We start from the raw sequence: 12550 nt of genomic DNA on the forward strand, positions 1-12550 counted from the left end.
AAAGCGGCCTGCTCCGAGCTTGCAGACCCTGTGCAACGGTGCTTTCTCCCTATGTCGTGCATCGGGGGCAGCCGCCGGCCGACTGAGGGATGCACTCATACCCGAAAAAGAAAGGAGACGAACAAAAGAAGCATTGCTTCCGTTGCCGCCTCCTTCACTCAAAAGAGAAAAAAGGTAGAGAAAGTTGTATTATGCCTACTCTTGTACGACGATCTCCCCGTCGGAAGCCGAGAGCGTAAGCGTCTGTCCTTTCCGGATCTGTCCGGAGAGGATGAGATCCGTGAGGCGATCCTCCACTTCGTTCTGGAGTGTACGCTTGAGCGGTCGTGCTCCATATTGGAGGTCGTATCCCTTCGTCGCTATCACATCCTTGGCTTCATCGGTAAGAACGAGGTCGTATCCGGCACGATGGATGCGCGCCAAGACGGCTTTAAGCTCTATGTCCACCATCCGGCGAATCTCCGTCTTGCCCAGCTGGTCGAACAGGATGATGTCGTCCAAACGGTTGAGAAATTCGGGACTGAACGTCTTGTTTAGTGCTTTTTGGATCACAGAACGGCTGTGCTCCTTGTTCGCTTCCTCGTCTTTGTCCGAACGGAACCCAATGCCCTGCCCAAAGTCTTTGAGCTGGCGTGTACCCACGTTGGAGGTGATGATGATCACCGTATTCTTGAAATTCACGCGCCGTCCCAGACTGTCGGTCAGCTGCCCCTCGTCCATCACCTGCAGAAGCAGGTTGAAGACATCGGCATGGGCCTTTTCGATCTCGTCCAAGAGAACCACGGAATAGGGCTTGCGTCTTACGCGCTCGGTGAGTTGGCCGCCCTCCTCATAGCCCACATATCCCGGAGGTGCTCCCACCAGACGCGATACGGAGAACTTCTCCATATACTCGCTCATGTCCACCCGGATCATCGCATTCTCATCCTCGAACAGGTATTCGGCGAGTTTCTTGGCCAAATAGGTTTTGCCCACGCCTGTGGGGCCGAGGAAAAGGAAAGATCCGATCGGTTTCTTTTCATTGCGAAGTCCCAGACGATTGCGCTGGATGGCACGCACCATCTTTTCGATGGCTGTGTCCTGACCTACTACTTTGGTCTTGAGGTCATCTGCCATCGTACGCAGACGTTCGCCTTCGCCCGTGCTCAGCCGCTCGGCCGGAACGCCTGTCATCAACGCCACTACGTGCGCCACTACATTCTCGTCCACCGTCTCGCGGTGCTTGGCCATCTGCTCCTCCCATTTCCTCTTCTCTTCCGCTATCTGCTGCTGAGTGCGTCGCTCCTGATCGCGGAAGGATGCGGCCAATTCGTAGTTCTGAGCCTTTACGGCCGAGAGCTTGTTCTCCCGCACCGAAGCCAGTTCGGCCTCCAATAGTTCGATCTCTTTCGGTGCCACTACGTTAGTGATGTGGACGCTCGCGCCGGCCTCGTCCATGGCATCTATGGCCTTGTCCGGAAAGAAGCGATCGGACACATAGCGATCGGTCAGCTCCACAGCTGCTTTGATGGCCTCGTCCGTATAGCGTACGCCGTGATAGTCCTCGTATTTCTCTTTGATGTTTTGCAGGATGGTCAGCGTTTCCTCTGCTGTCGAAGGGGCTATCGGCACTTTCTGGAAGCGGCGTTCGAGTGCTCCGTCCTTTTCTATGTTCTTGCGGTACTCATCCAACGTAGTGGCTCCGATGCACTGTACCTGTCCACGGGCAAGAGCGGGTTTGAGCATATTGGCCGTATCCATCGATCCGGCGGCAGAACCTGCTCCCACGATGGTATGTATCTCGTCGATGAAGAGGATGATCTGCGGATTCCTCTTCAGCTCATCGAGTACGGCTTTGAGCCGCTCTTCGAACTGTCCGCGATATTTGGTACCGGCTACCATCTGAGCCAAATCGAGGCTGATGATCCGCTTGTCGAAAAGGATGCGACTCACCTTCCTGTTCACGATGCGTTCGGCCAGTCCCTCCACGATGGCACTCTTGCCCACACCGGGTTCGCCGATGAGTACCGGATTGTTCTTTTTGCGCCGGCTCAGGATCTGTATCACCCTTTCGATCTCCTGCTCCCGACCCACTACCGGATCGAGCTTGCCTGCAGCCGCCATGGCGGTGATGTCGGTGCCGAAGGTGTCCAAGGCAGGCGTATCGCCTCCGCTCCGTGTCGTGGTAGTCGTATCGCCTCCGCCGAAGCTCTGTTCGGGAGCATCGCCGGAGCCGCCGGTGGGGCCGCTGTTGCCCGGAGGCAGAGAGGCGTCGTCCTCTTCGTCGTCGAAGTCGTTGTCTTGGTACCCGTCGATGATCTCCGTTTCGGCAGGAGTTTCTCCTTCGGAGGGGCTGCGCTGTCCGAAGTAATCCGACAGGATGGTGTCGTATTTTATACCTTGTTTCATAAATATCTTTTGTACTAAGCTCTCCTGTGTCGAGTTGAGAATACTCAGCAACAGATGGACCGGGCTGACGGCCTCGTCTTCCATGTCGGCACAGATGTCTGTGGCATCATTGATAGCCTTCCGAGCCGAAGGGGTGAAGATGGGCAATCCCTCGGGCGAAGCAGGCAAACTCTCGGCGATGGCTTCCAACTCGATCAACCGTTTGAGTTCGTACAGGTTGATCCCATAGTGCCGCATGATGTCGATCGCGCCGTTGTCTCCGTCGCGAATGATACCGAGTACGAGCATATCCTGCGTCACGGCTACGACGCCGAGACGGGTTGCCTCCTGATAGCTGTACTCCAGACTGTTGCGGAATGTTTGTGTAAAGTCGTATGCCATCTCTAAATACGTATTGCAATTATCGTGCCGCAGGATTCGGATTTATCCCTTTAGGCATAACAATGGCCGTTTGGCGGGTGTTCAATGCCTCCTCGTCTGTCATAATGACCGATGCGAAAGCCCGATTGGCTGACAGGCCTCAGTCTCCAACAGGCCGGGAAGAACTTATACCGATCGCTCGGCACAGACTTTCCGTTCTTGAAAAATAATAAGAAAAAAGCTTTTTACCTCCGGATGAATCCACAGTCACAGATCTGCTATTACATAGGGAGTGAGCCGAAGTCTGCGGTTTGCTGGAAATTTGATTGTCGAACCGAAAATGCCGAGATTGCGGTTCGTAAATCCTGAAAAACACGCGCGTAAAATTTTTCGCTGTGGCGCGGGAAGTAAAAAATTCTCGAGCCACAGCGAAAAAAATCTCGCGCCACGTTTTTCGGAGCATGGAATGAGAAAATTCACGAGCCTAAACCGTTTGGAGGCGACAGCTCTTTCTCTGTCATGAATACGGATGAGATGCCCCAACGGATGGGGTAGCGAGATGGTTGTAATCTCGGATTGTATTTTTTTTGCGGAACCTCTTGCAAGTTTGGGATAATCCACTACCTTTGCATCACGAAAAACGAAAGGCTTTCTTAGCTCAGTCGGTTAGAGCATCTGACTGTTAATCAGAGGGTCCTTGGTTCGAGCCCAAGAGAAAGCGCAGTCACAAGACGTTTTTCTATTCTTCCTTAGCTCAGTTGGTTAGAGCATCTGACTGTTAATCAGAGGGTCCTTGGTTCAAGTCCAAGAGGAAGAGCAAACGAACAAGACCGAAAGTCCGAGAGGGTTTTCGGTCTGTTTTGTATGGGAGAGGAAGCTCTGCGGTATATGCCGTTTGTTTTCGCACAGCCCGTTCGGTAGAGATTTCAGCGCGTAAAGAAGAATTATGTCATCCCAACAGATCCAAGCATTAGAATCGGAAAAGATACCCAAACTGCTGTTTCACTATGCTCTGCCGGCAGTGGTGGGCACAGCAGTCAATTCGCTATACAACATCGTAGACCGTATCTTCATCGGGAACGGGGTGAGCGAATATGCCTTGTCGGGCTTGGCTATCACCTTCCCGATCCTGATCTTCCTGATGGCCTTCGGTATGCTGGTGGGAGCCGGTGCGTCCGTGCGAGTCTCCATCCTGCTGGGGAGAAAAGACATAAAAGGGGCCGAACACACACTGGCCAATGCCATCTTCCTGACCTTCTTCACACAAGCCCTGACCATTATCCCCTGCTATATCTTCATGGAACCGCTGCTTCGGCTGTTCGGAGCCAGCGAACGTACGTTGCCCTACGCCATGGAATACCTCCAATACGTGGTTCCTGCCAATATCTTCTCGGCTCTGAGCTTCGGCTACAATGCTATCATGAGAGCTTCAGGCTATCCGCGCAAAGCCATGATCACGATGATTATCGGGGCTATGACGAACGTGGTGCTGGACTACATCTTCATCTATCCGTTGGGGATGGGGATAAGCGGAGCCGCCATAGCGACAGTCATCTCCATGATAGTGTGTTCGGTCTACGTCCTTTCGCACTTTTTCCGTAAGGACAGCATCGTACGTTTCCACCGTTCGGCTTTCCGCCTTTCCCTGCCGGTGATCAGCGGCATAACGGCTATAGGGGTAGCACCCTTCGCCATGCACCTTACGGGCAGTCTGGTCAATATCATCATGAATCGTTCTTTCGTATCCTACGGCGAGACAGCGGACGCTACCGACTTGGCCATCGGAGCATTCGGGATTATCAATGGCTATGCCATGCTCTTTTTCATGATTATCATCGGTGTGGCTCAGGGGATGCAGCCGATCGTGGGCTTCAACTACGGGGCTAAGAATCTGGGACGGGTGAAGTCGGCCTATCGCTACAGTTGTGGCGTCAATCTACTGGTCAGCTTTCTCGGTTTTGCTCTGGCTATGCTTATGCCGAGGACGATCGTGGGGCTGTTCACCGATAGCGAACAGATGATAGCACTATCTGCTCCGGCTCTTCGCACGGCCTTGATCGGGCTTTCTTTGGTCGGCTTTCAAGTCACCACGACCCAATTCTTCCAAAGCATCGGCTTCAGCCATAAGGCTATTTTCCTGAGCCTGACGCGCCAGATCATCTTCCTGATTCCCTGTTTGCTGATTATCCCCCGATTCATGGGGCTGGACGGCGTGTGGTGGAGTCTGCCGATCAGTGATCTGGCCTCGGTCATTTTGGCTTTTGTGCTGATTACCATACAGATGAAGCATTTCAATCAATCGAAAAAAACTACTTTCGCCGAGTAATCATCTTACAAAGCCGAATCCTTTTCATGACTCAGATAATCTTACCGGAACGATGAAAGTATTTCTCGAAGCCTTTCTCCTACAGTATCTCCTGACCCTCTACATCGCATACCGAGGAGGACAGGCGCTGCCGCAAAAGAGCCTTTGGCGCAAAGGTTTTCACCTTCTGATGGGTGTAGTATTCGCCCTGTATCTAATAGGGTTTGCCGGCAACAGGGTTTTGCCCGATGCCGTGATGAGCTGTATTATGTCTGTCACGGGGTTCTGGTTTGTCATGTCCATTTATGCCATGTTTGCCATGGTGATCGTAGAGATTGCCCGTGTCGTGGACAGGCATTTCCTGCACAGATTCGACAGGCTGTCCGAAAGAGTGCAGGCTCGCATCCGATTGGGGCTGTTCGTTCTCATAGGTTTGTATTCGGCTTTGATCGTGATACATGGTCTGAATATCGTACGCTATCCCGTTGTAAAGCATATGGACATTCGTTTGGACAGGCCGGCCATAGATGGAAGGCAGTCCATGAGAGCAGCCCTGCTCACGGATATTCATATTAGCGAGACGGTGACGGCCGGCCATATCCGCGAGATGGTGGAGAGGACTTTGGCCGAACGTCCGGATATAGTCCTGATCGGTGGGGATATGATCGACTATCATGGCAGATATGCTCGTCGGGACAGCATCACGGAGTATATGCGCCGCCTGCAGGACGAGACGCCTATGGGAGCTTACTATGTGCTGGGCAATCATGAATACAGGGCGGACGAAGTAGAGAAGCGCGAGTGGTTCCGTTCGATCGGCCATCTGGTGATCGATCAGGTTGTCACCCCGGGCAATGCCTTCTATCTGATAGGACGGGACGATAGCACGAATGTCTTCCGTGCTCCGTTACATGAACTTATGCCACATGTCGATACCACTAAGGCCTCTATCCTGCTCGATCATCAGCCGCACAAGCTGGACAGCGTGGCGATGACCGGTGTGGATTTGGCTCTGTACGGGCACACGCACAACGGACAGATCTGGCCGTTTACGATTTTGACCCGACTGGCTTTTGAAAAATCATGGGGCTATCTTCGCAAAGGGCATACGCAGTTCTATGTCAGTTCAGGAGCAGGAGCGGCCGGACCGGCTATTCGTGTTTTCACGGAGAGCGAGATCGTCATTCTGAATATTCGGTTTGCCTCCGAAAACAAACCGGCACATTAGTATTCCGAAGGACGAACAGATACAACTAACCCCAAGAACCACCGCGATGGTAGGTCCTTGGGGTTAGTGTTTTTTTAGCGGTCTGTTTCGTAGAGTTCTTGCCGTAGCATCCTTACGCCTTCCGTGGCAGGAGCTTGGATATACCGAATGTCTTGTCGGGAAGTGCTCCGCACCGGCTTCGGATCGATCAGGTAGATAGGGCACTTGCGAGGGGCATAACTCAGTAGTCCGGCAGCCGGATAAACGTTGAGAGAGGTACCGATGACAACGAGAATGTCAGCCTGCGTTACCTCTTCGATGGCCGGCTCTATCATCGGAACGGCTTCGCCGAACCAGACAATAAACGGCCGTAGCTGACAGCCGTCGGGTGCCAGATCTCCCACATGCAGATCGGGATTGGTCGGGTCTACGGGATAGAGTACACTGTCTGTGGCCACAGATCTGTTCTTCATCAGCTCTCCATGCAGATGAATGACGTGCGTGCTGCCTGCTCTCTCGTGCAGATCATCCACATTCTGTGTGACGATCCTCACATCATACTCCTTCTCCATTTCTGCCAGGCCGATATGGCCTGCATTCGGTTTGCAACCGGCATAGTCGCGTCGGCGTGCATTGTAGAACTTGAGGACGAGGGCAGGATTGCGCCTAAACCCATCGATAGAGGCCACATCTTCGACGGGATAATTCTCCCACAATCCGTTGGCATCACGAAAAGTCGATATGCCGCTTTCGGCACTCATGCCTGCGCCACTCAAGACGATGAGTCTTTTCTTATTCATGTTATATCCTTCGTTTAGGGGTTTATTGACAAAGATAAAGAGAAGTCCCCGTATATTTGTCTGCAATTATCAGATAGTTATGACTACCAAGGGGAGACATACCGCCGTCGATGTCCTGCGAGTTCTGGCCGGATTGATGGTAATCGGCATCCATACTTCGGGAGAATACGTTCTCGAAGGAGTGGCTGAGGGTACAAACTTTATAGCCGGTCTATGCTGGGAAGCGGTCGTTCAGCCGGCCGTTCCTCTATTCGTTATTATCAGTGGGGCTTTCGTCTTGGGACGCAATGAGACGTGGGGAGATTTCTATCGGAAGCGAATACCGCGACTGCTGGTACTGCTTGCCTTTTGGCTCCCGTCCTATTGGCTATGGATGTGGCTCAAAGGAGATGATATAGGTTCCTATCTTGCTGGTTTTTGGCAGGGACGCTCGTTCGTTCATCTGTGGTATGTGGTGATGCTGCTGGGACTGTATGCGGTCGTTCCTCTGCTCAACGAAATAATCCGCAGGTGCGAAGCCGGTGGAGAGAAGGCAGCTCGGAAACGACTTTGGACACTATCCACCATATTGCTGCTGCTGGGGATATTGTCCAACACCTACGATTACGTACTCGGCTACAACCGCTTTTTCCCCTTTCTCTGGCCGGATTATCTGGGATATTTCCTCGTAGGTTATACGCTGAGGAGCCATGCTCCAAAGCGTTCTTTACCGGCTCTTTCCCTGTACGGACTCTCTACAATTTGTCTCTTCTTCGCCAGTCGGCACGCTTTCGAGCACGGCGAAGGGCTATACTTCTACCGTAATCTCTCACCACTGATTGTTCTTTCTGCTGTCAGTCTCTTCGCGTTCTTCGTTTCTTGGGGAGAATGTGGAGGAAAATTGGCACGGATCGGGAAGATCCAAGGGGATATTTTAGGGATTTATCTGGTGCACATCGCTGTGCTGAACGTGGTGACAAAGATACTTGTACTCGCCACCCCCGGCCTGATGCAAAGCGCATGGCTCAACATACCGGTTCGTGTAGGATTGGTTTTCTTCGTTTCTTGGGGAGTTGTGCGGCTGATGAAGCGGTTGCCGATATGCCGCCATTTGGTGTAGGTCAGTCCGAGATCGGTTCTATCGTACCCGTTTCTTCGACCTCTCTGTATCGTTCGCCCGTCTCAGGACAGACGGCCATCCCCTTGTCATCGAACGACAAACGGTGACCGACACGGCTTACCCAACCTATTCGGCGGGCAGGATTGCCCACTACCAAGGCATAGGGCGGTACATCTCTAATCACCACCGCTCCTGCTCCTACCATCGCATAAGCCCCTATCGTAATACCACAAAGAATAGTGGCGTTGGCTCCGATGGAGACGCCTTCGCGCAAATGAGTGGAGCGGTATTCGGATTTTCTTTCAATAAAGGCGCGAGGATTGATCACGTTGGTAAATACACAACTCGGTCCGAGGAATACGTAATCTTCGCATACGACACCACTATAGAGGGAAACGTTGTTCTGTACCTTACAGCCGCGTCCCAATCGTACCCCCGACATTATAACGACATTCTGCCCGATGTTGCAATTCTCTCCGACCTCCGCTCCACCCATCAGGTGAGAGAAGTGCCATACGCGTGTACCTTGGCCAAGCACACAACCGTCTTCTACTATCGCTGTGGGATGAATCATAAAGGCCTGCGTATCAATTGGCGATCAACTGTTCGGCACGTTCTACCGACGAACGGAACGAGGCATTCATCTCCATCTCGTTCGTCACGCAGCGACAGCCGTGGAGTACGGTGGCATGGTTACGCCCACCCATCAGTTCGCCGATAGCCGATAAGGACTGAGCCGTATGCTTCTTGGAGAGGAACATGACCACCTGACGTGCCTGTACAATATCCTGCTTCCGGCTCTTGCTTTTCATCTGCTCTATCTGCACCTGAAATACACGGCTGACAGCCTGCTGGATGCACTCGATGGTGACTTCCTTTTTCTCCAGTCTGACAGCTTGGCGGACAATCCGTTTGGCAAAGGTCAGGTCGATTTCCTTACCCACAACCACCGAATTTGTAATCAAGGATACGAGGGTGCCTTCCAGTTCACGAACGTTGTCGCAGACATTCTCGGCGATAAAGTTCAGCACCGATTCGTCCAGCCGGACTCCGCTCTGGAGCGTACGCTGCTGGAGTATCTCGCGACGCAACTTCAAATCCGGACGTTCTATCTTGACACAAGTAGCACCGGCCATACGAGTAACCAACCGCTCCTCCATCCCGTTAAGGTCCACAGGAGGTTTGTCCGACGTCAGGACTATCTGTTTGCCGAGCATATAGAGGTGATTGAACACTTGGAAGAAAGCCAGTTGTGTTTTCTTCTTGCCGATCAACCATTGGATGTCATCGATGATCAGTACATCCACCTGCTGATAGAAGGCGATGAAATCATTGATCGTCCCCATACGGGCTGCCGTAGTGAACTGCATCTCGAACAAATGGCTCGATACGTATAGTACTTTCAACCGGGGGTGCATCTCTCTGACACGAAGGCCCAAGGCATGGCACAGATGCGTCTTGCCCACACCGGAAGCTCCATATATAAAGAACGGATTCATCGGCGTATTGCCCGGGCTGGCGGCGATGGCTTCAGCCACTGAGCGAGCTACATAGTTGCATTCGCTCTGGTAGAAGTTGCGGAAATTGAGCCTGCTGTTGAGCTGCGTGTCGAAATCCTGTGCCTCGCTATGCGTAGCCGTACTGGGCATGTGCCTGTGTAGCAAATTGGCATCGAACTGTTCGGCCGCCTGCCCACCGCCGGCACAACCGGCCAATGTCACCGTGCCGGGATATTTGGGCGAACTGTTGTCCACAAGGGCATTGTACTGTAATGATGCGTTGGGACCTATGACACGCCCCAGCACCGTACGCAGCTGCTCTACGAAGTTGCCCTCCAAAAACTCACAGAAGAACTGACTCGGCACTTGTAAGGTAAGCGTATCGCCCTCAATAGATACCGGCACGATAGGCAAGAACCATGTGCGGTATGCTCGCTCATCTACAATATCCTGAAGGATGCGAAGACACGCGTCCCATATTTCGTTTACGTCGGTCGAGTGGTAGTTCATCTAAAAATTATCATTTTGGGAGCGGTTATTCATTGCTCCTTTAGGGATAGCAAAGGTTCAAACAAAAGAGCAAAAAAACAATCGGCAAAAAGTGTAGTATAATTCAGAAGAACTGTATCTATATTGTTTTCAGGCGGTTATAACCCCGAGATATAAACAACGAACGAAATACCTGTATACTTCTGTTTTTCAGGATATTGCGGTCTTTTCGACTGATGAATAATGGAGTTATCAACAACCAAGCTGCATGCCCGATTTGTTTGTGTACAAAGAGGTTGCGAGCCAAGAGCGAAAAATTTTTCAACAGTGCTTTTATTTACAATGAATCGAAATAAGGGAAATACGTAGTCCCCCCCTAAAATTGAGTACAGACTGTGGAAAAATGGCATCTTCGGATACCTATCTTCGCATCTCGGTACAGATGTGTCCGACCAGGAACAAAAATATCATAGACCGAGGAATCCCGAAAACATCCTGCACGGGAGATCCATATCTTTTGAAATTCGATGTGTAAGGTACCGAAAGGGAAATTTCATTGACGCTCCTTGCACATGCTAAAAAATCGCGCGGTTTATCACGCCGAAAAACGCGGTCTGAGAATTTTTTCGTTTTGCTTCGGGAATGAAAAAATTCTTTATAGGAACAATTAGAGAAAAGGGTATTAGGGTGAGGATTAAAGGTAAGTAGGTGGAAATGAGAGAGATTTGCAGTGTTTATTAACACTTTGCACAGAGGGTTAAAATGCAGAAGATGTGGATTTGTGTAGAATCCCGTTACCAAATCGTTAGCCTATTCCTCGAATGGTAACGAAGAGGCAGGAGGAGGTAACTGACGGAAGAGTATTCGGCATCTCTCCGTTCCTTTATTGCGGTGCTTATGCTTTGTATTACAATGTTTTGCATAGCTGAAAACGCTTCGGTAACGGGTAACTTTGCCCATAAAAACAGAAGCGTATGCAAAGAGACAAATTCAAGGTGTTGCTCTACCTGAAAAAGAGCGGAACGAATTTTTTTTGCGCGAGTTTTTCAGGATTTACGAACCGCACTCTGTGGGATTCCAGCGCGAGTTTTGTGGGAGATTTCTCCGCCGGTGAAAATCGTCGGCCCTCGTTTTTGCTATCTTTGCCATTCAATAAATCTTAGTTTCGTATAGATTATGGCTGCATGGTTCGAATGCAAGGTCACCTATGAGAAGGTGGCCGATAATGGAATGCCTAAGAAGGTGGTGGAGAGCTATTTGGTGGATGCCGATTCTTTCACGTTGGCAGAGGCCAAGATGATAGAGGAGATCACCCCTTTCGTCAGTATGGGAGAGTTCAACATCAGTAATATTCGCAAGGTAAACTATGCCGAACTTTTCCTCAATGAGGATGATAAATGCGATCGCTACTATCGTTGCAAAGTGCTGTATGTGACGATCGATGAGAAGAACGGGGTGGAGAAGAAGACGCCTGCGTTCATGCTCGTCAAGTCGGACAGCTTGCCCAATGCGGTGGCAGAGCTGGAAAAGCAGATGGGCAAGGGATTGGCCGACTATGAGATCGCATCGGTGTCGGAGACTGCCCTGATGGATGTTTTCCAATACATGCCGGCGAAATGACGCTCATTGCCGATCGTTTAGGCCCCGTTCTCCGCTCACTGCCACAAGGCGTGCGGCTGGCGGCTGTTTCCAAGTTCCATCCCGTGGAAGAACTCATGGAGGCTTATGAGGCCGGCCAAAGGATTTTCGCCGAGAGTCGGGTGCAGGAACTGATGAGCAAAGTGGGAGCGATGCCTGATGACGTGGAGTGGCATTTCATCGGGCCGCTACAGACAAACAAGGTGAAGTACATCGTCCCTTTCATCTCGATGATCCAGAGCGTTTCCTCTCTGAGGCTCTTCGACGAAATCAGCCGTCAGGCATCGAAGGTGGGGCGTACCGTGCCGGTATTGCTGGAAGTGCATATCGCATCGGAGGAAACAAAGAGCGGTTTCACGCCGGAGGAATTGCCACAAGTCCTCGAGACTATTTTGGCTCGTGGATCCGATACCGGAGTCCGGATTGCCGGTCTGATGGGGATGGCTACATTCACCGACGACAGGGAGCAGATTCGCAGAGAGTTTCATCGGTTGGCATCGCTTTTCAGGGAGATGAAAGAGCGTTTCTTCTCCGATTCCGCCGATTTTTGCGAACTTTCGATGGGAATGAGCGGCGATTATGAGCTGGCAATCGAAGAGGGAAGCACCATCGTTCGTATCGGAACCACTATCTTCGGCGAACGACGCTATTGAAAAGGGCATAGGTTTCGCTCCGGAAGGGAAGAGCCGGGGCTATGCTCTCATACGTTTCTGTCGGTTTTTTGACTCTTTATGACTCGGATGTTTGCCGTGGCGATTCGGCAAA

The 12550-nt window shown here is 51.5% G+C and carries 11 protein-coding genes and 2 tRNA genes; 8 read left to right on the plus strand and 5 right to left on the minus strand.

The window, feature by feature from the left end; all coding sequences use genetic code 11:
- Positions 1–195 precede the first annotated feature (195 nt).
- The gene (locus tag F452_RS0105745) at positions 196–2769 is read right to left on the minus strand and encodes an ATP-dependent Clp protease ATP-binding subunit (RefSeq protein WP_018965277.1); all 2574 of its coding nucleotides are present in this window, start codon (positions 2767–2769) and stop codon (positions 196–198) included.
- A 139-nt stretch (positions 2770–2908) separates the two neighbouring features.
- A complete protein-coding gene (locus tag F452_RS12015; protein WP_230623980.1) occupies positions 2909–3175 on the minus strand; it encodes a DUF1661 domain-containing protein in 267 nt (88 codons plus the stop codon).
- On the opposite strand from F452_RS12015, the gene F452_RS12755 reads away from it, so the two are divergent.
- From F452_RS12755 to F452_RS0105765, 5 genes are all read left to right on the plus strand, one after another.
- Entirely contained in the window at positions 3144–3218 is a 75-nt protein-coding gene (locus F452_RS12755; protein WP_235285215.1) for a DUF1661 domain-containing protein, read from the plus strand. The genes F452_RS12015 and F452_RS12755 overlap by 32 nt on opposite strands.
- Before the next feature lie 177 nt (positions 3219–3395).
- A tRNA-Asn gene (locus tag F452_RS0105750) sits at positions 3396–3469 on the plus strand.
- Positions 3470–3491: 22 nt separating this feature from the next.
- Positions 3492–3565 (plus strand) — tRNA-Asn (locus tag F452_RS0105755).
- Positions 3566–3694: 129 nt separating this feature from the next.
- Entirely contained in the window at positions 3695–5074 is a 1380-nt protein-coding gene (locus F452_RS0105760; RefSeq protein ID WP_018965278.1) for an MATE family efflux transporter, read from the plus strand.
- A 52-nt stretch (positions 5075–5126) separates the two neighbouring features.
- Entirely contained in the window at positions 5127–6281 is a 1155-nt protein-coding gene (locus F452_RS0105765; RefSeq protein WP_018965279.1) for a metallophosphoesterase, read from the plus strand.
- A gap of 74 nt (positions 6282–6355) precedes the next feature.
- Here the strand turns inward: F452_RS0105765 and F452_RS0105770 are convergent, their stop codons facing one another.
- Entirely contained in the window at positions 6356–7060 is a 705-nt protein-coding gene (locus F452_RS0105770) for an NAD-dependent deacylase (protein WP_018965280.1), read from the minus strand.
- A gap of 79 nt (positions 7061–7139) precedes the next feature.
- On the opposite strand from F452_RS0105770, the gene F452_RS0105775 reads away from it, so the two are divergent.
- The gene (locus F452_RS0105775; RefSeq protein WP_018965281.1) at positions 7140–8159 is read left to right on the plus strand and encodes an acyltransferase; all 1020 of its coding nucleotides are present in this window, start codon (positions 7140–7142) and stop codon (positions 8157–8159) included.
- A 1-nt stretch (position 8160) separates the two neighbouring features.
- On the opposite strand, the gene F452_RS0105780 is transcribed toward F452_RS0105775, so the two are convergent.
- Both F452_RS0105780 and dnaA read right to left on the minus strand, forming a co-directional pair.
- A complete protein-coding gene (locus tag F452_RS0105780; RefSeq protein ID WP_018965282.1) occupies positions 8161–8733 on the minus strand; it encodes an acyltransferase in 573 nt (190 codons plus the stop codon).
- Positions 8734–8746: 13 nt separating this feature from the next.
- Positions 8747–10168 carry a chromosomal replication initiator protein DnaA gene (gene dnaA / locus F452_RS0105785; protein WP_018965283.1) on the minus strand — a complete coding sequence of 474 codons (1422 nt, stop codon included), beginning with the start codon at positions 10166–10168 and terminating at the stop codon, positions 8747–8749.
- A 1155-nt stretch (positions 10169–11323) separates the two neighbouring features.
- Between dnaA and F452_RS0105795 the strand changes: the two genes are divergently transcribed.
- Both F452_RS0105795 and F452_RS0105800 read left to right on the plus strand, forming a co-directional pair.
- Positions 11324–11767 (plus strand): DUF4494 domain-containing protein, encoded by a 444-nt coding sequence (locus F452_RS0105795; RefSeq protein ID WP_018965285.1) that lies wholly within the window; start codon positions 11324–11326, stop codon positions 11765–11767.
- Positions 11764–12438 (plus strand): YggS family pyridoxal phosphate-dependent enzyme, encoded by a 675-nt coding sequence (locus tag F452_RS0105800; RefSeq protein WP_018965286.1) that lies wholly within the window; start codon positions 11764–11766, stop codon positions 12436–12438. The genes F452_RS0105795 and F452_RS0105800 overlap by 4 nt, the downstream gene beginning before the upstream one ends.
- Positions 12439–12550: the final 112 nt, after the last annotated feature.

The organism is Porphyromonas gulae DSM 15663, assembly GCF_000378065.1.
Classification (GTDB): Bacteria; Bacteroidota; Bacteroidia; order Bacteroidales; family Porphyromonadaceae; genus Porphyromonas; species Porphyromonas gulae.